The sequence below is a fragment of the Deinococcus arcticus genome, assembly GCF_003028415.1.
GTDB classification, from domain to species: domain Bacteria; phylum Deinococcota; class Deinococci; order Deinococcales; family Deinococcaceae; genus Deinococcus; species Deinococcus arcticus.
Window position 1 is genome coordinate 58,295 of record NZ_PYSV01000014.1, and the last position, 19,871, is coordinate 78,165.

A 19,871-nucleotide genomic window follows, 5' to 3' on the forward strand; every position below is an offset into this window, starting at 1 on the left:
GGCCGTGTTTTCGCTCCCCGGCTCGCTCACTTGCTCTCAGGACCAACAGCGAGCTCCCGAGGCTCTGGCTCTAAGCCCTGGCGCACCATGCCCTGTGTGGCCAGATCGACCAGGAGGGTGTGAGCGTCCTGCTCAGCCTGTGCGGCAGGGACCTGGAAGGCGGCGCTCAGGGCGGCGCCCACCCCCTGGGTGGTGGCGGGCAGAGCCAGCCACGCGGCGCGGCCCGTGGCGTTCAGGCTGTACATCAGGCTCCGGCCCGCGTGCATCAGAATCAGTTCATCGCCCAGATCGGTGACCAGCACTTCGGGGTCCGTTTCCCACATGGCCGCAGCATAGCGTCCGGGTGTGGACAGGGAACCATTGAGGAGTTGGCGTAAGATTCGGGAATCTTTTTTGATGCATCTTTCCTTCTTGCCGCTGGATGTAGTTAATAGTTGCGCGCAACGGGCCTATTTGCCTTCATAAACCAATCAGATCGCACCATCGGCTGATGACCCATCATGCTGCTACCTCTTCTTTGCTCTCCCTCGCCCAAGCACCCCCAGCCCAGGCTTGTGCCTTGGGCACAGCCACTGTACAGGCACAGTGCGCCAATACCCCCTTTTCGTCCCCTCTGCTACACTCCCGGTCATGATCCGTGTCGCCTTGGCCCTCACCTGTCTGCTGTGCTCAAGCGTGGGCCTGACCGGCGGGGCTGAGCCGCCCCAGCCCCGTATGACGGTGTCTGCTCGTCCTCCAACGGCCCTCGCGGCGCAGTCGCCGGTGAAGCCCGGTCAGACCTGGATTCTGAGTGGGACTAGAGCCGATGGTCAGAAGGTCAGCCGGGCCATTGTGCTCACGATGCAGGCCCCCAGCTGGTCTGACAGCGAAGGCTGGTCCTTCGACTCAGAAATGGGGTTTTTCGATTATCACCCACAGACGGGCAAAGTCTTTGTGGGTGAAATGCTCTCAGCCTTCCTGACTGGGAACGACGTGCTGATGTGCTTCGGCTTCAGGACCCCTGCTGGCATCACGGGCGCCCTGATGAGTGGGAGTCTGGAGGAATTACAGGCCGAGTCGGACAAGGTTGATCCCACCGCGCCGGACCCCACGACGACCGAGGAAGCGCTCCGCATCATGCGGGCCGCTGGCATGAAGGTCGGCACCTGCACACTGACCCTCAAGAAATAAGGCGTTCGGCCCCTCCAGATTTATCGTCTGCAGCCGGCGGAAGGGGTGCTGGCTCAGGTTAAACCGCAGCCTCGCTCGCGCCGCGGCCATAAGTTGAGCAGGGGGACAAGCGTCGGTTTGCCTGCAGTGGCATCAGCGGACCTGTTGTTCTGAACCTAGCAGGGTTTTTGGACGTCGGCGTGTGAGGAGATGCTCGGGCGCCTGTGGCTACAACGACTGGGTGGCTTACCGCTGGAATGCGGCTCTTGCCTCCGCGGATGCTACCGGCCACGTGACTCACCGTACCGCAGGGCTCAAGACGGCCTGTTGCGCCTTGATAATCTGACTCAATTGTGAGTACAGATTGGGGCGTTGCGCGCAATAATTGCGTTGGCAGCGGTTAAAACAAGCCACATCTCCCTGGCTTGGAGAAAATAAGACTTTGGCATAGGCACCTGCCAAAGCACAGGGAGCAGGCCTGTCACTCCCTATTGAGAGGGCATTGCTGCCCTTGTGCCTCCTTTCAGCTCAACTCCTCTCAGGGTGGTTTGTCCTGCCCACGCCTGTGCCAGCGCTTGAGCGGTGTAGGAAAGACTGTTGAGTGAATATGTGAGGCTCTGTCAGGGGCTATAGCCTTGATGTTTTTGGCTTTTGTGCAAAAGAGTTTTACGCTCTGTAACAGGGTATAAGAGAACTATCAAAAAAGATTCCCGAATCTATGTACACTGTGGCCATGGCCCCTGACATTGCCCGGCTGTCCCAGGCGCTGGCTGCTGCCGATCTGGACGAACTCTTTCCGCTGGTCAAGGACCACCTGCGGATTCGCACCGATCATCTGCTGCGCCTGCTTTCGCCCTTCTTCGCCCAGGCGCAGGCCACCGGGGTCAACCTGCAGCGCCCCTCTGCCGAACTCTCTGAACTGCTCAGCGGTGTGGCGGCCACCAACCGCAACGGCACAGTAGCCCGGCCAAACACGGTGCGGGCCCGTCTGGGCGCCATGAGTGCGCTGTACACCTACGCTGTGGCGGTGGGAGCCGTCACGGAACACCCCATGCAGGGCCTGCAGCGGCCACCCAAGGAATTTGCCGATCTGCCCGGCACGCCGCGCGAACAGGTGCAGCGCCTCCATGGGCACACACGACGCCACGCCGATCTGGCCGCGCTGCACGCCGCTCTGGTGCTCATCGACGAACACGCCCTGAAGGTCAGCGAACTGCTGAGCCTCACCTGGGACCACCTCAACCTCACCGGCTACGAACTGGCCCGGAGCGCGGGCCGCACGCCACTGTCGCAGCGGGCCAAAGATGCCCTGATGCCACTGGTCATTCAGGCGGGCGGCCTGCTGGGTGACGAGAGCCTGCCCGCGCGCCTGGATACCCGCCGGCGCCTGTTTCCCTGGCCCAATGAAGCGACCTTCCGCGCAGAGCTGATGCGCGCCTGCCGGGCCACACCCATTCCCTACGCCAGTCCGGGCGATCTGCGCCGCGCCAGCTTGCGCGACCACCCACACACGCCTCGCAGCGCGGGCTACGCCCCGGAAGACGGTGAGCGGCAGCTGGCGCGCGCCACCAACCTGGCCAGAACCGTGGCCCAGGCCCTGCACCCGGAGGAGTGATACGGCTTCCGAAAAATTCCGGAACACCTTACGGAATTTTTTCGACCGGAGGGACTCGAAGAGCTGCGCAGCAGAGAAGGAACAAATGCGGATTTCCGGGAATTGGGCTGGAACAGCGCCGAAGGCGGGGAACATCCCCCTTCTTCCCGGATGTTACGGAAATGGACGGCCATCCGTCTGAAGGAGCGTTGGCGAGGCCAGACCTCCGGACACCACCCAACATCAGCGATCCTGTGCCCTCGCTGCCTTTCTGACTTGATGAGTGCCAGATGGAGGCCAGGGCCCGTCGACCCACTGTCAGAGCGGCGTGAGAGTGGCGGTATTAGCGTGCACAGATATGTCCGCGCTGGACGCCGGCCCCGGCTCTGACCTCCACCCGCTCCGCCCCTTGCCCGCGCCCGAGCCGGCCTTTGACCGGCTGGCGGCGCTGGCCGGACGGGTGCTGGGCAGCCCCATTGTGCTGATCGCGTTGATGGACGACGGACTGTTCTGGTTCAGGAGCGCCCTGGGCCTGGACCTCACGGGGCTGGACCCCGTGCGGCTGTTCTGTGAGCAGGTTCTGGGGGCCAGCGAGCCGCTGGTGGTCACCGACCCCCACGCGCACCCGAGCCTGCGCCACAGTCCCCTGGTCACCGGGACGCCGTTTATCCACTTTTATGCAGGTGCGCCGCTGCGCCTGCCGGGGGGCCCGGTGGTGGGCACCCTGAGCGTCCTGGACCACCAGCCGCGCGCCGACTTTGGTGAAGACGACCGCCGGGCCCTGCAGGACCTGGCCGACACGGTGGTGCGGGAACTGGAACTGGGCCGCGCCCTGCAGGCGACCCAGCAGGCCCTGCACCAGCAGCGGCGCAGCGAGGCCCTGAAAGACGCCATGCTGAACGCCGCGCTGGACTGCGTGGTGACCATGGACAGCCGGGGGCGTGTGCTGGAGTGGAATGCAGCGGCTGAGCAAACCTTCGGCTACACCCGGCAGGAAGCCGCTGGGCGGGAACTGGCCGAGCTGATTGTGCCCCCAGACGCCCGCGAGGCCCACCGGCGCGGGCTGGCCCACTATCTGCGCACCGGACAGGGGCCGGTGCTGGGCCGCCGCATTGAAGTGCCGGCGCTGCGGCGCAGCGGCGAGAGCTTTCCCTGCGAGCTGGCCATCTCGGCGGTGGATAGCGGTGAGGAGGTGCTGTTTACCGCCCACCTGCGTGACCTGACCGAGCGCCGCGCCGCCGAGGAGGCCCGGCGCGACAGCCACGCCCTGCTGCGCGCGGTGGTGGACACGGTGCCGGAAGCCATCTTTGTGAAAGACCGGCAGGAGCGCTACGTGATGATCAACGCGGCGGGCGCCGGGCTGATTGGGCGCCCGGCCGACGAGATTCTGGGCCGCAGCGACCACGAGCTGTTTCCCGAGGCCACCGCCCTGCACTCGGGCCGCCAGGACCGGCTGGTGCTGGACACCGGTCAGACCGCGCAGTACGAGGTCACCGACCAGCTGCCCGACGGCCGGGTGCGCAGTTTCCTGTCGACCAAAAGCGCCTACCACGGCGCCCAGGGCGAGGTGCTGGGCCTGATCGGCTCGGCCATTGACCTGACGGACCGCAAGGCGCTGGCCGAGCAACTGGAACGGCAAAACGCCCAGCTGGCCGCACATGTGCAGACCCGCACCCAGGAACTGGAAGCGGCGCAGCTTGAAACCCTGGAGCGGCTGGCCCGCGCTGCCGAACACCGCGACGAGGACACCGGCGAACACGTCCACCGCGTGGCGCAGGCCGCCGCCGGCATCGCCGCGCAGCTGGGCCTGCCCGGCGAGCAGGTGAAGCTGATCGCCCGCGCCGCGCCCCTGCACGACGTGGGCAAGATCGGGGTGCCCGACGCCATCCTGCTCAAGCCCGGCCGCCTGACGTCCGAGGAATTCGAGATGGTCAAGACGCACACGACCATCGGCGCCAGCCTGCTGAACGACAGCCACTCGGCGCTGATGCAGGCGGCGCAGACGATTGCCCTGACCCACCACGAGCGCTGGGACGGCGCCGGCTACCCGCAGGGGCTGATGGGCGAAGCCATTCCGCTGCTGGGCCGCATCGTGGCGGTGGCCGACGTCTTCGACGCGTTGACCAGCGAGCGGCCCTACAAGCGCGCCTGGACAGTGGAAGCGGCGGTGGCCGAAATCCGTGCCCAGGCAGGGCGCCAGTTTGACCCCGCGGTGGTGGCCGCGTTCGAGGCGTGGCTGGGCGCCGGGCGCCGGGCGCTACAGGCCGAGAACAGCGCGAAAGTGGCGGAGTGATTTTTCGCGTCTCAGACGCCATGGTGAATTCGGATTCATCCAGAATCGTCAGGAAGGCCCCAGGAAGACGGGGGCTGGACTCCAGGGGCCGACACCTCATTCCTAACGCCTTCCTGACGATTCTGTGAGCAGAAGATTTTTCCCCGTTCTGGCGCGGGTTGCTCATGGCACGGGGGCCAGCTAAGCCCTGGTGGGCCCCCACAGGACTCTGGGCGTGGCGTTCTACGGTCGTCAGACGAGGCGGGGCCAGCAAGTTTCACTTCTCTGACCTAAGCAGCATTAGGTAAGATAAAGCGAATGGACGCCCCTACCTCGCTTCCCCTGGCCCTGGCCCGCCACACTCTGCTGGCGCGGACCCGCGAATGGACCAACCTGCCAGACGACGAGCTGCGCCGCCGGGCGGTGAGGGCCGCCGGCGACCGCGACACCCTGGCGCTGGTGTCGCTGACCACCGCGCACCTCGCCCATCAGGGTGGCAGCGGGGTGCTGACCAGCCGCCGCACCATTGAGGCGTACGAACTGGGAGCGCGGCAGTTTCTGGACTACGCGGCGGGTCAGGCCCTCAACCTGCTGCGGCCAGGCCGGCACGACGCTCAGAGCTACGTGAACCACATGCTGGCAGCGGGGCGCAAACCCGCCGGGGTGCAGCTCAAGGTGGCGGCGGCCGGCGCCCTGTACCGCGCGCTGCGCTGGGCCGGGGCCACCGACGCCGATCCTTTCCGGGACGTGCGGGTGCCCCGGGACCGCACGCCCGGTATCGTGAAGCGCCCGCCCTACAGCGAGGATGAGCTGGCCGACGTGCTGGAAAGCGCCGACGTGCAGGTGAAATTCCTGCTGTTTCTCACGGCCCACGCGGGGCTGCGCATCAGCGAGGCGCTGGCGCTGCACTGGGACGATCTGGATGAAGCGGCCCGGCGGGTGCAGGTGCGCAGCGGCAAGGGGCGCAAGGCGCGGGTGGTGGCGCTGAGCACCAGTCTGGCGCGGGCGGCGCGGCATTACCGCCGCCTGTACGGACCGGGGGGCCCCGAGCACACCGACGGCAGGCGCACCACGCCGCAGGACCACGTGTTTCGCTACCACCATCCCATGACCGCCCGCTACCACGCCGAAAAGGCATTTCAGGCTGCCGGGGTGCCCTTCCGGGGCTTTCATGCCGGGCGAAAATACGCCGGCACTCGATTGCTCCGCCAGATCCGGGACTTTGGGCGGGTGGCGGCGCACCTGGGCCACGAGAGCGTGGACACCACCCGCCGGGGCTACGCACAGCTGGCCGCCGACGACCTGAAAGACGATCTCAGCAGCTGGTAGGCGCCCGGGCCCGCGGCTGGGGGCCCGCCCCCCACCAAGCGGGGGCCCTCCCCCCCCGGGGGGGCCGCCGGGGCCGCGCGGGGAGTAGCATGCAGCCGTGAACAGCAGCCATCTTCCCGCCCGCATCGGCGCGCTGGGGGGCGCGTGAGTCAGGCGCTGCACCGCGCGGACCTGGCGACGCTTGAAGCGCAGATCCGGCAGGCCAGCGGCGCGGACCTGATGACGCTGCACCGCGACGCGGCGTATGTGGCCCTGGAACTGGGCGACTCGGCGCTGGCCATGACGCACGCCGTGCAGTGCCTGGACGCCGCCCGACACCTGGGCGACGCCCGCCTGGAAGCCAAGGCGCACGTCACCGCCGCGCTGGTGATGGCCGACGCCTACGACGATCAGGGTGCCGACGTGCATTTTGCCCGCGCCGAGACGCTGGCCCGCGCCTGTGGCGACACGCGGGGGGTCGCACTCGTGGCGGTCAATGCCTCGCACTTTGAGCTGGAACGCGGCGCCTACGCCGCTGCCGCCGCCCGCCTGCAGGCGCTGCTGGACTCGGACTGTGCGCCGGGCCTGCTCGTCGAGGACGAGCGGGTGGGCCACGAACTGCACGAGTCCTTTCACATCAATTACGTCAAGGCGGCGGCGCTGGCGCTGCGCACCGAGTTGCCGGCCCCACTGCGCGCGCGGCTCCAGGCCCAGCTGCCGGTGTCGGCCGCCTTCGTGCAGGCGCTGCGCACCGGGCAGACGCTGGACCTGACCCGCTGGGGCCCAGACATTCTGGACGCCCTGACCGCACACGCCCTGCTGAGGGAGCGCCCCGGCGAGGCGCTGGCCCTGGCCAACGAGCAGGTGGCGCTGACGCGCCTGGGGGGCCTGACGCTGCAACTGGGCCGGGCGCTGCTGGAACGCGCCGGGGTGCAGGCCGAGCGCGGCGAGTGGACCCCGGCGATGGCCGACGCGCAGGAGGCCGCGCTGCTGTTCGAGGGGGCCGGGCGAGAGTTGCTGGCGGTACAGGCGTGGCAGGCGGTGGCCGACGCCCGCGCGCAGCAGGGCCACTACCGCGAGGCGTTTGAGGTGCAGCGCCAGCTGACCGGGCGCACACAGGCCCTGCACCGGGCGTTTTACCAGCAGGCCGCGCAGCTGCGCCAGATTGAGCGCCAGGCCCAGGAAGCCGAGGTACGCGCCCGCGCCCTGGCCGAGGCGGCGCTGCGCGACGCCCTGACCGGCGTGCCCAACCGCGCCGGCGCCATGAACCGCCTGCACGAGGTCTGGGCCGAGGCGCGGCGTGGCCACCCCAGCAGCGTGGGCCTGCTGGACATTGACCACTTCAAGAGTGTCAATGACCGCTTTGGCCACGCGGTGGGCGACGAGGTGCTGATCCGGGTGGCGCAGCGCCTGAGCGCCGAGCTGCGCAGCCAGGACTGCCTGGCCCGCTTTGGCGGCGAGGAATTTCTGCTGATTCTGCCGGGGCTGGGCCTGAATGAAGCGCGCCGGGTGTGCGAGCGCCTGCGCCAGACCCTGCGCGACCTGAACTGGCAGGACCTTGCCCCAGGGCTGAGCGTGACCGGCAGTTTCGGAGTCACAGCGGTGCAGGGCGGCGCGTCGGTCAAGGCCATCTTGCAGGCGGCCGACGGCGCGCTGTACGCCGCCAAGGCTGCTGGCCGCGACAGCGTTCACGCCGAGCTTCAGACGAACGCCGGAGAACTGGAGTGCACCGACGGTTGACGCTGAGGGGAGAAGGCCGGGGATGGCATGGAACACTCGGTTTTGCTCTGAAGTTTGCCAGGACAGACAGACACCGGAGCAGCCAGGGGACGGACACCGTTCAGGCTGGGCGGGGCGACCGTCGGAGATCCGGGGTTCAGCCTTTCCTGGCGCGAGCGGCTCCCGGCCCCTGCCAGCGGTGCGGGGGAAACATACCGCGTTTCTCGGCTTATACGGCTTCCGAACAATTCCGTCATGTGTTCCGGAATTGTTCCGACCGGAGGAACTCGCAGAGCTGCAGAGCAAAGAAGGAACAGATGCGGAGTTCGGGGAATTGGGCTGGAACAGCGCCGAAGGTGGAGAACACCCCCCTTTTTTCCGGATGATCCGGAACCGGCCGGCCGTCCGTATCATCCAGTCTGGCTGCTGGAGGCGGCCCGTTTCCTCGAGCCGCCCCGGGGGCCGCATGTGCGGCGACAGGCCGGGACATCACGTGTCAGGATGGGGGCATGACCCACGAGCATGACCAGGCCAATGCAGACCAGATTGCCTGGCTGCGCGCGGCCCTGGAACAGGCGGGCGCCCTGCCGCCCGAACCCGGGCACGACCCAGGGCCCGCCCCGGTCTCCCCTGCCCCTGCCAACCCCGAGGAGGCCGGGGGCCCGCTGGCCTGAGCCGCCTGGCCCGGTTACTCCAGGGCGCTGTGGCCGGTCAGGTGCCGGCCGATGATGAGGGTGTGGATGTCGTGGGTGCCCTCGTAGGTGTCCACAGTTTCAAGGTTCAGCATGTGGCGAATCACCGGGTACTCGGTGGTGATGCCGTTGCCACCCAATAGTTCGCGGGCCAGCCGCGCCCCCTGCAGCGCGGCGCGCACGTTGTTCCGCTTGGCATAGCTGACCTGGGCGTGGTTCAGGGTGCCGCCGTCTTTCAGGGTGCCCAGGCGCCACGCCAGCAGCAGGCCCAGACTGTGGTCGGTGGCCATGCGGGCCAGCTTGTCCTGCACCAGTTGCCGGGCGGCCAGGGGTTTGCCAAAGGTGGTGCGGCTGCCCACATAGTCCAGCGCAGCGCCCAGCACCGCTTCCAGCGCGCCCATGGCCCCCCAGGCAATCCCAAACCGCGCGGACCCCAGGCAGGACAGCGGCGCGCCCAGCCCCCGGGCCCCGGGCAGCATGGCGCTGGCGGGCACGCGGCAATCGATTAACACGATCTCGCCGGTGACGCTGGCGCGCAGGCTCTGCTTGCGCCCAATCTCCGGGGCGGCGAAGCCCGGGGTGTCGGTGGGCACCAGGAACCCGCGCACCGCGCCCTCGTCGTCGCGCGCCCAGACCAGGGCCACGTCGGCCACCGGGCTGCCCGTGATCCACATCTTGGCGCCGTTCAGGACGTAGTGTTCGCCGTCGCGCACGGCGCGGGTGCGCATGGCGCCGGGATCGCTGCCACCCTCGCTTTCCGTGAGACCAAAGCAGCCAATGAGCTCGCCACTGGCCAGCCCAGGCAGCCAGCGCGTTTTCTGCGCCTCGCTGCCAAAACTCAGGACAGGCAGCATGACCAGGCTGCCCTGCACGCTGGCGGCCGACCGCAGGCCACTGTCCACCCGCTCCAGCTCGTACATCATGACGCCGTAGGCGCTGTAGGAGGTGCCGGCCCCGCCGTAGGTGCCCGGGGTGGTGGGCCCCAGCAGGCCCAGGGCGCCGAAACGGCGCATCACCTCGCGCACGGGCAGCTCGCCCCGGTCCCACCACTGCGCCACCTCGGGCAGCAGTTCGGCGTCGGCAAAGGCGCGCACGCTCCGCTGCACCTGCCGCTCTTCAGGCGTCAGGAGGGCCTGCACCGCGAATTCATCGAACATGCTTCTCTGAATAGCAGATGGCGCCGGGGTGCAGGCGCTGCTCAGGGGCTGGCCGGGGGCACATACAGGCAGACCTGCCGGCGGCCCTGGCGTTTGGCGGCGTACATGGCCTCGTCAGCGCGGCGCAGCAGGGTGGTCAGGTCCCGGCCGCCCTGGGGAGTGACGGCCACCCCCACCGAGGCGCTGACCGTCACCGTTTGCCCGGCCCCTGGCAGCGTATAGGGCCCCGAGACCGCGTCCAGCAGCTTGCGTGCCACCAGCTGGGCGTCACCGGGCCCGCGTGGCCGTGGGCGTCGTTCACCGGCTTGAAGCCGTCCAGGTCCACGAACACCACGGCGCACTCGGCCCCATCCGGCTGGGCCAGCAGCGCCTCGCCCTGCGCCCGGAAGTGCGCGCGGTTGGGCAGCCCGGTCAGGGGGTCGTGGCTGGCCTGCCGGGCCAGCGCCTGCCGGTCGTGCCGCAGGATGTCGTGGTCTTCAAGCAGGGCGCGCCGCTGCCGCCGCTGGTGTTCACTCTCGCCGCGCAGGCGCTCCAGCTGCACCTGTTCGCGCGGCGCGTCGGTCCAGCTGCTCGGCGTGCAGGGCGACCGGATCAGCCGTCACGCCACGCGCTCCTTGCGCCGTGTCTCATGCCTTCACTGGAGCGGCCGGCGCCGGGGTTCAGTGGGCCCAGGCCGGGAAGCCACCCCGCTGGCCCGCCCTGAGCCCCGCGTCACCACCACCGCCGAACCGGGACAGGGCCAGCTTCAGACGTCTTGAGCGGACCCTGAACTGACCGCCGCAGGCCAGCCATCATCCTGAACCCCAGGAGGCCGCCATGACCCAATTCCTGCCGCGTTCTGTCCCTGCGCCTGCCCGCCCTGGAGCGCAGCCATGAAGCCACCCGTCACGCCCCGCGTCCATGGGGTTATTGATTATGTGGCCTGTGCGGGGCTGCTAGTGCTGCCCCGGCTGCTGGGGCTGTCGCCCGCCGCGCGGGCCCGGTCGCAGGCCCTGGCAGCAGGTTACCTCGCGCTGACCGTCATCACAGATTTTCCCCTGGCCGTGCGCCGCACGGTTCCCTTTCCCTGGCATGGCCGCGCGGAGCTGCTGAGCCTGCCCCTGGTGCTGCTCTCGGCGCGCGGCGCCAAGACAAACGACCGCCGCTATTTCGCCGGTGTGGCGGCCATGGTGCTGACGGCGTTCCTGAGTACCGACTGGGGGGCCGACCCGGACCGTTAAAGGCGACCCTGCACCCGCGCCTGCACCGGCTGACCGCCGATCCACACCCCAGCAATATCCGCCGGGGTGCCGGTGGCAAAGGCGGCGGCCAGAGCGCGCTCGGGGCTGGCGGCGTGGCGGAAGACCGCGTCCAGGGGCGTGCCCGGCAACGGCTGCAGGTGAACGGCATCAAACTGCTGCCCCGGCTCAAACGAACCCACCTGGGCCTCCAGCCCCAGCGCCTGGGCCCCGGCCCGCGTGGCGAGATACAGCAGATGGGCGGGCGACAGGAGCACACCGGCCTCGCCCATCAGATTCTGCATGAAGTGCGCCTGCAGCCCTTCTTTGAGCAGCGAGAAGCCGGTGCCGCCGCCCACATCGCTGCCCAGGGCCACCTGCACCCCGGCCGCGAGGTGCCGGCGCAGCGGAAAGAAGCCGCTGCCCAGCGCTGAATTGCTGCAGGGACAGTGCGCCACGGCGCAGCCACGCTCGGCCAGCACGCCCAATTCGCGGTCTGAAGGGTGAAGGTTGTGGGCCAGCACCCCCCGGTGGCTCACCAGCCCGGCGCGCTCGTAGGTATCCAGGTAGTCGCGGGCGCCGGGAAACAGGCCGCGCACCACCTCCACCTCGCGCACGTTTTCGTTGATGTGGCTGGTAAAGCGCACATCCGGGAATTCCGTCATCAGGGCGGCGCAGGCGGCCAGGATGCCCTCGGAGGCCGAGAGGGAAAATCGGGGCGTGACGGCGTACAGAGCGCGCCCCACGCCGTGCCAGCGCTCAATCAGGGCCTTGCCCTCGGCATAGGCGCGCTCGGGGGTGGTGTGCAGTTCGTCGCGTAGCAGCCGGTCGCTGACCACCTGCCCGGCCACGGCGCGCAGGCCCACGCGGGCGGCTTCCTCGAAAAACACGTCCACCGCCGAGGCAAAATGCGAGCCGAACACCAGCGCGGTGGTGGTGCCGGCCCCCAGCAGGCCCGCCAGAAAGTCCTGGGCCACGGCGCGCGCGTAGGTGGGGTTGGCCAGCCGGGCTTCCTCGGGCAGGGCGCACTCCTCCAGCCACGCCAGCAGCGGCAGCCCCAGCCCACCGATCACCCGCACCTGCGGCAGATGCACGTGGGTGTCAATGAAGCCGGGCAGCAGCAGGCCGCCGCGCCGGTCGGCTACGGGCACCTCCGGGTGGGCCGCGTGCAGGGCCGCGAAATCGCCGCTGGCCTGAATCACGCCCCCCGAGACCAGCAGGCCGCCGTCTTCATGGACGCGCAGGGCCCCGGGGTGGGTGAAGGGGCTCTCGGGGGTGTGCAGAAAGGTGGCGCGGTACAGAACAGGGGTCATAACTTCCTTTGAAGGGGGTGGCGGCCACGGCCGGGGCGGCTTCAGAGCGCCGCTTCCTCGTTGGGATCGGGAAACAGCAGTGGCGCCAGTTCGGCGGCGACCGCCAGGGCGATCATGGCGGGGTGTTTGCGCAGAGGGCCGGTCATCAGGGCGGGCAGGCCGATGGGCGTAAGGACGCGGGCCAGGGCGTCCGGAGGGTGGCCCAGGGCGCTCAGCTGCAGCTGAAAGCGCGCCCACTTGGCCGAGGAGCCGATCAGGCCCACCGAGCCCCAGCCGGGGCGGCGCAGGGCGGCGTCCAGCAGGGCGGCGTCCTCGGCGTGGTCGTGCGTGAGGAGGCGCAGGTGGCTGCCCGGGGGCAGGCTGCCCAGCACCATTTCGGGAATGGGCGCGTGGTGAAGGTGCAGGGTGGCCGCCGCGCCGGACAGGGGCGCCAGCCGCTCTGGGGCCAGTTGTGCGGCGCGCGAATCAATAAGGTGCAGCGCCAGCGGCAGGCGCGCGAGCACCCGGGCCAGTTCCAGGCCCACGTGCCCCACCCCGAACACCGCCACGGCCGGGCGCGCGCTCAGCAGAGGTTCAAGCAGCAGCGTCACCTCGCCGCCGCAGCACTGGCGGCCGTGCTCGTTCGGGGCGCGGTCGGTCAGGCGCAGGGACAGCAGTTCGGGAGCGGTGGCCCCCGCCGCCAGCAGGGCGCGGGCACGCGCCACCGCCGTGGCTTCCAGGTTGCCGCCGCCCACGGTGTCCCAGCTCTGCCCGGCACCCACCAGCATCTTGGCCCCGGCCTCGCGCGGGGTGTGGCCCCGGGCAGCGGCCACGGTGACCAGCACGCCCGCCTCGCCCCGGTCGTGCAGGGCGTTCAGGGCCTCGCGCCAGTTCATGGGTAGGGCGCCGGCCGGGCCCAGGGCCGCGCTGGCTCATACGCCTTCCGAAAAATTCCGTAACACATTACGGAATTTTTTCGACCGGAGGGAGAAGGAACAAATGCGGATTTCCGGGAATTGGAGGAACATCCGGCTCTTTTCCGGATGTTACGGAAATGGACGGAATCCGTATCAGACGAGTTCCGCACCATTCTGTACCCCATGACGGCATTGTTCCGACCGGAGGGCCGCGCAGCGCTGCGGAGCAGAGCAGGAACAGAGACGGAGGTCCGGGCATTGGGCTGGAACAGCGCCGAAGGCGGGGCACCTCCAGCTCTTTTCTGGATGTGCCGGAACTGGACGGCATCCGTATCAGTCATGGAGCAGGGCCCCGTCCGGGTGGGCCCTGCGGGCCCGCGCCAGCGCCCAGTACACGGCTTCCGGGGTGGCGGGGCTGGCCAGCAGGGTGGGCTGGCCCGGCGGCCCAAACGCCGCGCAGGCCGCCCGCAGCGCTTCGCGCACCGAGATGGCCAGCATCAGGGGCGGCTCGCCCACCGCCTTGGACCCGTAGATCACGCCGTTTTCGGCGGCATTTTCCAGCAGGGCCACGTTGAACTCGTCGGGCAGTTCGCTGAAGCTGGGCAGCTTGTAGGTGCTGGCCGAGTTGGTCAGCAGCCGGCCCCGGCCCGGGCCATCGGCCTCGTCCCAGCGCAACTCCTCCAGGGTCAGCCAGCCTACGCCCTGCAGGTAGCCGCCCTCCACCTGCCCCAGGTCAATCAGGGGCGAAAGGCTCTCGCCCACATCGTGCAGCAGGTCCGCGCGGCGTACCCGGTAGGCGCCGGTAAAGCCGCAGACCTCCACTTCCGAGACCGAGGCGCCGTAGGAGAAGTATTTGAAGGGCTCGCCCTGCATGGCCTCGCGGTCCCAGTGCAGGCCCGGGGTGCGGTAAAAGCCGGCGGCCCACAGCGGGGTACGGCGAAAATAGGCGGTCTGGACAAGCTCAGCAAAGGGCAGGCCGCGCCCCGGGTGCCCGATGGGAAACACCTGCCCCGCCTCGAAGCGCACGTCGTCCGGGTGCACGCCCAGGGCCCCGGCCGCCACCTCGGCCAGCCGGGCGCGAATCTGGTCGCAGGCGTCCTTCACAGCCCCGCCGTTCAGGTCGGCGCCGGAACTGGCGGCGGTGGCGCTGGTGTTGGGCACCTTGTCAGTGCGCGTGGGCGCAAGGCGCACGCTGGAGCGCGGCACGCCCAGCGCCGTGGCCGCCACCTGCAGCATCTTGGTGTGCAGACCCTGGCCCATCTCGGTGCCGCCGTGGTTCACGAGCACGCTGCCGTCCCGGTACACGTGCACCAGCGCCCCGGCCTGGTTGTAGGCGGTGAAATTGAAGGCGATACCGAATTTGACTGGCGTGACGGCCAGCCCGCGCTTGCGGTGCGGGTGCGCGGCGTTGAAAGCCACGACCCCGGCCTGCCGGGTGTGAAAGTCGCTGGTGCGCAGCAGCGTCTGCCAGACCGTATCCAGGCGCTCGGCGTGGCGCACGGTCTGGCCGTAAGGGGTGCGCTGGCCGGGCTGGTAGAAGTTGCGCGCGCGCAGATCGTGGGGCGAGAGGCCCAGCAGCGGGGCCACGCGGCCCAGGATGTCCTCGGTGACCAGCATGCCCTGGGGGCCACCAAAGCCCCGGAAGGCGGTCTGCGAGGTCTTGTGGGTTTTTGCAATGCGGCCGTGGGCCTCGACGTGGGGAATGAAATAGGCGTTGTCGAGGTGACACAGCGCGCGCGCCATCACGGGTTCAGACAGGTCCAGGCTCCAGCCGCCGTCACTGGTCAGGGTCACCTGCAAGGCGGTGAAGCGGCCCTGGGCATCGAACCCCGCCTTCCAGCGCGCGTGGAAGGGGTGGCGCTTGCCGGTCAGGGTGAGGTCCTGGGTGCGGTTCAGGCGCAGCCGCACCGGGCGCCCGGTCAGGGTGGCGCCCAGCGCGGCAATGGCCGCGTAGCCGTGGGGCTGCATCTCCTTGCCGCCAAAGCCGCCGCCCATGCGCAGGCACTGCACCGTCACCGCGTGCGCGGGCAGCCCCAGCACATGCGCGGTGATCTCCTGGGTTTCGGTGGGGTGCTGGGTGCTGGACTGCACGAACACCTGCCCGGCCTCGTCCACCTGGGCCAGCGCCGCGTGGGTTTCAAGGTAGAAGTGTTCCTGGCCGCCCATCTCGAAGTCGCCTTCAAAGAGGTGGGCCGCCTGCGCAAAACCCTGCGCCACGTCGCCCCGGCGCAGGGTGGACGGAGCACCCTGGAATGAGCCCGCGCCGATGGCCTCCTGCAGCGTGATGATGGACGGCAACGGCTCGTACGTGACGGCCACGGCGTCGGCACCCCGCCGCGCGGCTTCCTCGGATTCGCCCAGGACCCAGCACACCGCGTGGCCGTGGTACATGACTTCACCGGGAAACAGGGGTTCGTCGCCCTTCACGCCCGCGTCGTTCACGCCGGGTACGTCGGCGGCAGTGAGCACGCGCGCCACACCGGGCACCGCCAGCGCCGGAGCCGGGTCCAGCGAGAGGATGCGGGCGTGGGCGTGCGGCGCCTGCACCGGCCACGCGTGCAGCAGCCCGCCCAGGCGCACGCCCAGATCATCGGTGTACAGCGCCTGCCCGGTGACGTGGGCGGCGGCGCTTTCGTGGGGGATGGGGGCGCCGACGGGGGGCGAGGCGAGGGGTGGGGTGTGGGGGACAGCGTCAGCGGCCATGGGGGGCCTCCGGTGGGCTGGGGCGGCGGGGCAGGTTCACAGCGTGCCCCCCTGCTCCACGAAAAATTTCAGCAGGCTCTGTTCCAGCATGGCGGCGCGGTAGGCGGCGCTGGCGCGGTGGTCGCTCAGCGGGGTGCCGCTGGCCCCCAGCGCGCGGGCGGCGCGGCGCACCGTGCCGGCGGTCCAGGGCTGGCCTTCGAGCAGGGCCTCGGCCTCCAGCGCGCGCAGGGGCGTGGCGGCCACACCCCCCAGGCCTATGCGGGCGCGGGTCACGGTGCCGCCCTCCACCCGCAGCGCGTAGCCCACCGCCACGCTGGAAATATCGTCGAAGCGGCGCTTGGCAATCTTGTGAAAGGCGGCCAGGGGCGAGAGGGGCTTTGGAAGGCGCACCGCCTGAATCAGCTCGTCCGGATGGCGCACCGTCTGGCGGTAACCGGTGAAGTACGCGTCCAGCGGCACCTCGCGCGTTCCCCCGGGGCCGGCCAGCACCACAGCCGCTTCCAGGGCCAGCAGCACGGGTGGGCTGTCCCCAATGGGCGAGGCAGTGCCCAGGTTGCCGCCCAGCGTGGCCGAATTGCGAATGAGGCGCGAGGCGAACTGCGGAAACCAGTCCGCCAGCAGGGGAACGCGCCCGTTCAGCCGGCGTTCCAGCTCGCTGAGGGTCAGCCCGGCGCCCAGCAGGAAGAAGTCGGGGTTCTCCTCCAACACGCGCAGTTCGGGCAGGGCGTCCACCGCCACGGTGACGGGCGCGCGGGCATGGCGCAGGTTCACCTCCACGCCCCAGTCGGTGCCGCCGGCCAGCACCCTGGCCCCGGGGTGGGCCGCCAGCAGGGCCAGGGCCTGCGGCAAGGTGGCAGGGCGGTGAAAGGCGCCGTCCGGGGCGTGCAGGGCGGTGGCGCGGGGGGCCGGGGCGGGGGCCTGGGTGCGGGCCAGCAGGGGGTCATCCACCGCTGGGAGGCCCAGCGCGTGGGCCGCGTCGGCAATGGGGCGGTAGCCGGTGCAGCGGCACAGGTTGCCGCTCAGGGCGTGCAGGTCAAAGCCGCCCGGCGCGCCGTGTTCGCCGGGCGTGCGCCCCGGGCGGTAATACTCGGCCGCCATGGCACACACGAAGCCGGGCGTGCAGTACCCGCACTGCGAGCCGCCGCGCGCCGCCAGTTCGCGCTGCGCAGGGTGCAGGGCCTGCGGGGTACCCAGCCCCTCGGCGGTGACCACCTCGCCCCCATCCAGGGCCGGCAGCAGCGCCAGGCAGGCGTTCACGCTGTCCCAGCGGGTGCCGCCCTCCTCGGCGCGGGCCACCAGCACCGCGCAGGCGCCGCATTCGCCCTCGGCGCAGCCCTCCTTGCATCCGGTCAGGCCCCGGGCGCGCAGGGCCGAGAGCAGGGTGGTATGGGCGCCGCCGCCCAGGGGGGTGGGCACTCCGTTCACCGTGACCGTGACTGTCATGTTTCTCCTTGCCGCTCTGCAGCGGGCGGGACCCGGCGCGGCCGCAGCCCCGTGGGGCCAGGCCACGCATGGTTCACGCCGGAGGGGGGCCAGGGGCGGGCTGCCGGTTATCCATGCAGAACGACAGCCGGGTTGTGGGTGACCCCAGCATAGTGCAGAACGGAGCTGGCCGTGGCTATGGCCTGCTTTGGGGGAATGCAAGAGGGCCCAGGGGCGGCAGACCGCGTGCCCCTGGGCCCTCCCCTGGCGGTTAGCGGCGGCCGCGCCCGCGCGCGCGCTGGGGGCCCACCCGGCCGGCGCCGGTACCGGGCGCGCTGCTGTCGGTGCGGCGGCCGGGGCGGGCCGCCTGCTCACCGCTGCGGGGCCGCTGCCCACTCCGGTCGCCCTGGGGCCGGTCGCTCTGGGCGTGCCCACTGGACCCGGAGCGCGGCGCACTGCCGCTGGCCTGACCCATGGTCCGCCCGCCGCCCTGCCCGCCTCGGCCCTGGCCCTGCTTCTCCTGGATGGCCTTGTCAATCTGGCCTTCCTCGCGGGTGAGGGGGGGGTGCAGGGGGGCCGGCAGCTTGCGGCGAATGCCCTGCCACAGGGCGCGCTGTTCGGGAATCAGCAGCACGAGGTTGGTGCCCGGGCGCCCGGCGCGCGCGGTGCGGCCCGAGCGGTGCACGTGGTCCTCGGCGGTGGAGGCCACGTCCATGTGAATCACCAGGCGAACCTCGGGCAGGTCAATGCCGCGCCCGGCAATGTCGGTGGCGACCAGCACCCGCGAGCGGCCCTCGCGCAGCAGGGTCATGGTGCGCTCGCGCTTTTTCTGGTCCATGTTGCCTTCCAGGGCACTCACCGTTTCCTGGGGCAGCAGCGCGCCCAGCTTCTCGGCGCGGCGCTTGACCAGATGCTTGGTGCGGCTGAAGATCACCACGCAGCCGCCGGGCTCGCGCAGGGCCTCGCGGGCACGGGCGGCGGTCAGATCCAGCACGTCGTCGCGCGTGGTGTTCAGCAGTTCGTGGGTGGCCCCGGTGGCGCCGCCCAGCACGTCGCCCGCGTTCCCCGCCTCACCCGAGGGGGCCGCCGGGGCAATGTCAATGCGCTGCGGCTGCTCCATGAAGCGCTCGGCCACCGCGCGAATCTCGGCCGGAAAGGTGGCCGAGGCCATGGCGATCTGCAGGTGGCCCTTGCCCGCGCGCTGCGTCTGGGCAGCGCGCAGAATGTCGCCCACGTCCCGCAGAAAGCCCAGGGACAGCAGCTCGTCGGCCTCGTCCAGCACAGCGTACTTCAGGCCCGCGAGGCTGAGTTCCTGGCGGTTAATCAGGTCTTTGAGGCGCCCGGGCGTGCCGGCAATCAGGCCCTTGCCGGTGGCCTCAGACCGGGTCTGCCCGGGGGTGATGCCGCCGGTGATGCGTCCGGCGGGCATCCCCAGTTCGCGCGCCACGTCACGGATCTGCACCGCCAGTTCGCGGGTGGGGGTCACCACCAGCACCTCGGGGCGCATGCCGCGCACGGGGCTCATGCCGATGCCACGTGCGGCGGCGGGAATCAGGAAGGCCAGGGTCTTGCCGCTGCCGGTGCGGGCCGTGGTGATCACGTCGCGGCCGCCCAGCAGGGCTGGAATGGCGCCGGCCTGAACGGGAGTGGGGGTGCGGCCGCCCAGCAGGGCAGTCCAGTCGGTGGCGGGGCTCATGGGGGCCGCAGGCGACGCCACAGGCGTGCGCCGGGGAGGGGTGGTTGAAGTCATGGAGGGTCCTTCCAGGGTCCACAGGGGGCGCGCCGCGCGGGACCGGGGGTGGGGAGAAGCGCACCTGCACAAGAAGGCAGGCCGCGTCCAGGCGAGAGCCTCCAGCCACCCGGCGACGCCGGGGGCGGGGCATGACGGGCGGATGCGCCTCGGCCCGTGCTGCCCCCACTATGCCCGATGGCGGGCCCCAGACCCAAATGGGCGCGCCTGTAGGCTGGCCTCATGACCCGTTCTGACCCCCAAGCGGAGCTGCCGGCCAGCACCCGGATTGACGAGAAGATGGCCGCGCTGACCGACTGGCGCGGCGCGGCGCTGGCCCGGGTGCGCGCCCTGATCCTGGCCGCCACGCCCGGGGTGACCGAGGAGTGGAAGTGGAGCACCCCGGTGTGGTCACTCGGGGGGGTGCTGTGTACCGGCGAGGTGTACAGGGCGGCCGTCAAGCTGACCTTTCCCCGGGGCGCGGCCCTGCCGGACCCGACTGGGCTGTTCAACGCCAGCCTGGACGGCAAGGTGCGCCGTGCCCTGGATCTGCGTGAGGGGGCATCCTTTAATGAGGCGGCCTTTCAGGACCTTGTGCGCGCGGCGGCCACGTTGAATGAGCAGCGCGTGGGGCCCAGGGGGCGCCAGCCGGGCAAGGGCTGAGCGGGCCCGCCGGGAGATTTCTGATTTCCAGGTCATT

Annotated in this window: 17 protein-coding genes; 8 read left to right on the plus strand and 9 right to left on the minus strand. The window is 70.2% G+C overall.

Annotated elements, in window-relative coordinates:
* Nucleotides 1-26 precede the first annotated feature (26 nt).
* A complete protein-coding gene (locus C8263_RS13965; RefSeq protein WP_107138750.1) occupies nt 27-323 on the minus strand; it encodes a PqqD family protein in 297 nt (98 codons plus the stop codon).
* A gap of 307 nt (nt 324-630) precedes the next feature.
* Here C8263_RS13965 and C8263_RS13970 point away from each other — a divergent pair, with 307 nt between their 5' ends.
* From C8263_RS13970 to C8263_RS19335, 6 genes are all read left to right on the plus strand, one after another.
* Nucleotides 631-1,170, plus strand: a complete 540-nt coding sequence (locus tag C8263_RS13970; RefSeq protein WP_107138751.1) for a hypothetical protein — start codon at nt 631-633, stop codon at nt 1,168-1,170.
* 712 nt (nt 1,171-1,882) lie between these two features.
* Nucleotides 1,883-2,764 (plus strand): site-specific integrase, encoded by an 882-nt coding sequence (locus tag C8263_RS13975; protein ID WP_146160696.1) that lies wholly within the window; start codon nt 1,883-1,885, stop codon nt 2,762-2,764.
* Nucleotides 2,765-3,152: 388 nt separating this feature from the next.
* A complete protein-coding gene (locus C8263_RS13980; protein WP_233218822.1) occupies nt 3,153-5,036 on the plus strand; it encodes a PAS domain S-box protein in 1,884 nt (627 codons plus the stop codon).
* A gap of 297 nt (nt 5,037-5,333) precedes the next feature.
* The gene (locus C8263_RS13985; RefSeq protein ID WP_107138754.1) at nt 5,334-6,344 is read left to right on the plus strand and encodes a tyrosine-type recombinase/integrase; all 1,011 of its coding nucleotides are present in this window, start codon (nt 5,334-5,336) and stop codon (nt 6,342-6,344) included.
* A gap of 144 nt (nt 6,345-6,488) precedes the next feature.
* Nucleotides 6,489-8,063, plus strand: coding sequence for a GGDEF domain-containing protein (locus C8263_RS13990; protein ID WP_233218823.1), 1,575 nt, complete (start codon nt 6,489-6,491; stop codon nt 8,061-8,063).
* Nucleotides 8,064-8,551: 488 nt separating this feature from the next.
* On the plus strand, nt 8,552-8,716 hold the full coding sequence (locus tag C8263_RS19335) for a hypothetical protein (RefSeq protein WP_158263810.1): 165 nt from the start codon (nt 8,552-8,554) through the stop codon (nt 8,714-8,716).
* A gap of 14 nt (nt 8,717-8,730) precedes the next feature.
* Here the strand turns inward: C8263_RS19335 and C8263_RS13995 are convergent, their stop codons facing one another.
* The 3 genes from C8263_RS13995 to C8263_RS14005 are packed head-to-tail and all read right to left on the minus strand — an operon-like array spanning nt 8,731 to nt 10,432.
* Nucleotides 8,731-9,891, minus strand: coding sequence for an acyl-CoA dehydrogenase family protein (locus C8263_RS13995; RefSeq protein WP_107138755.1), 1,161 nt, complete (start codon nt 9,889-9,891; stop codon nt 8,731-8,733).
* 41 nt (nt 9,892-9,932) lie between these two features.
* Entirely contained in the window at nt 9,933-10,148 is a 216-nt protein-coding gene (locus C8263_RS19835) for a diguanylate cyclase domain-containing protein (RefSeq protein WP_158263811.1), read from the minus strand.
* Nucleotides 10,082-10,432 carry a diguanylate cyclase domain-containing protein gene (locus tag C8263_RS14005; RefSeq protein WP_158263812.1) on the minus strand — a complete coding sequence of 117 codons (351 nt, stop codon included), beginning with the start codon at nt 10,430-10,432 and terminating at the stop codon, nt 10,082-10,084. The genes C8263_RS19835 and C8263_RS14005 overlap by 67 nt, the downstream gene beginning before the upstream one ends.
* Nucleotides 10,433-10,763: 331 nt before the next feature.
* Between C8263_RS14005 and C8263_RS14010 the strand changes: the two genes are divergently transcribed.
* Complete coding sequence (locus C8263_RS14010; RefSeq protein ID WP_107138758.1) at nt 10,764-11,111, plus strand: hypothetical protein; 348 nt, start codon at nt 10,764-10,766, stop codon at nt 11,109-11,111.
* Here the strand turns inward: C8263_RS14010 and guaD are convergent.
* The 5 genes from guaD to C8263_RS14035 form a co-directional block, all read right to left on the minus strand.
* Entirely contained in the window at nt 11,108-12,421 is a 1,314-nt protein-coding gene (gene guaD, locus C8263_RS14015) for a guanine deaminase (RefSeq protein ID WP_107138759.1), read from the minus strand. The genes C8263_RS14010 and guaD overlap by 4 nt on opposite strands.
* A gap of 41 nt (nt 12,422-12,462) precedes the next feature.
* Complete coding sequence (gene xdhC / locus C8263_RS14020) at nt 12,463-13,296, minus strand: xanthine dehydrogenase accessory protein XdhC (RefSeq protein ID WP_107138760.1); 834 nt, start codon at nt 13,294-13,296, stop codon at nt 12,463-12,465.
* A 354-nt stretch (nt 13,297-13,650) separates the two neighbouring features.
* Nucleotides 13,651-16,020, minus strand: a complete 2,370-nt coding sequence (xdhB, locus tag C8263_RS14025; protein ID WP_107138761.1) for a xanthine dehydrogenase molybdopterin binding subunit — start codon at nt 16,018-16,020, stop codon at nt 13,651-13,653.
* A 36-nt stretch (nt 16,021-16,056) separates the two neighbouring features.
* Nucleotides 16,057-17,463 (minus strand): xanthine dehydrogenase small subunit, encoded by a 1,407-nt coding sequence (locus tag C8263_RS14030; protein WP_107138762.1) that lies wholly within the window; start codon nt 17,461-17,463, stop codon nt 16,057-16,059.
* A 250-nt stretch (nt 17,464-17,713) separates the two neighbouring features.
* The gene (locus tag C8263_RS14035) at nt 17,714-19,192 is read right to left on the minus strand and encodes a DEAD/DEAH box helicase (protein WP_107138763.1); all 1,479 of its coding nucleotides are present in this window, start codon (nt 19,190-19,192) and stop codon (nt 17,714-17,716) included.
* A 222-nt stretch (nt 19,193-19,414) separates the two neighbouring features.
* On the opposite strand from C8263_RS14035, the gene C8263_RS14040 reads away from it, so the two are divergent.
* Nucleotides 19,415-19,834: a DUF1801 domain-containing protein gene (locus C8263_RS14040; protein ID WP_107138764.1), complete on the plus strand. Its 420-nt coding sequence runs from the start codon at nt 19,415-19,417 to the stop codon at nt 19,832-19,834.
* Nucleotides 19,835-19,871 lie beyond the last annotated feature (37 nt).

Bases quoted from the DNA above. Each gene is read 5' to 3' on its own strand.
- C8263_RS13965 (WP_107138750.1), bottom strand. From the start codon at position 323: ATGTGGGAAACGGACCCCGAAGTGCTGGTCACCGATCTGGGCGATGAA.
- C8263_RS13970 (WP_107138751.1), top strand. From the start codon at position 631: ATGATCCGTGTCGCCTTGGCCCTCACCTGTCTGCTGTGCTCAAGCGTG.
- C8263_RS13975 (WP_146160696.1), top strand. From the start codon at position 1,883: ATGGCCCCTGACATTGCCCGGCTGTCCCAGGCGCTGGCTGCTGCCGAT.
- C8263_RS13985 (WP_107138754.1), top strand. From the start codon at position 5,334: ATGGACGCCCCTACCTCGCTTCCCCTGGCCCTGGCCCGCCACACTCTG.
- C8263_RS19335 (WP_158263810.1), top strand. From the start codon at position 8,552: ATGACCCACGAGCATGACCAGGCCAATGCAGACCAGATTGCCTGGCTG.
- C8263_RS13995 (WP_107138755.1), bottom strand. From the start codon at position 9,891: ATGTTCGATGAATTCGCGGTGCAGGCCCTCCTGACGCCTGAAGAGCGG.
- C8263_RS14010 (WP_107138758.1), top strand. From the start codon at position 10,764: ATGAAGCCACCCGTCACGCCCCGCGTCCATGGGGTTATTGATTATGTG.
- guaD (WP_107138759.1), bottom strand. From the start codon at position 12,421: ATGACCCCTGTTCTGTACCGCGCCACCTTTCTGCACACCCCCGAGAGC.
- xdhC (WP_107138760.1), bottom strand. From the start codon at position 13,296: ATGAACTGGCGCGAGGCCCTGAACGCCCTGCACGACCGGGGCGAGGCG.
- xdhB (WP_107138761.1), bottom strand. From the start codon at position 16,020: ATGGCCGCTGACGCTGTCCCCCACACCCCACCCCTCGCCTCGCCCCCC.
- C8263_RS14030 (WP_107138762.1), bottom strand. From the start codon at position 17,463: ATGACAGTCACGGTCACGGTGAACGGAGTGCCCACCCCCCTGGGCGGC.
- C8263_RS14035 (WP_107138763.1), bottom strand. From the start codon at position 19,192: ATGACTTCAACCACCCCTCCCCGGCGCACGCCTGTGGCGTCGCCTGCG.
- C8263_RS14040 (WP_107138764.1), top strand. From the start codon at position 19,415: ATGACCCGTTCTGACCCCCAAGCGGAGCTGCCGGCCAGCACCCGGATT.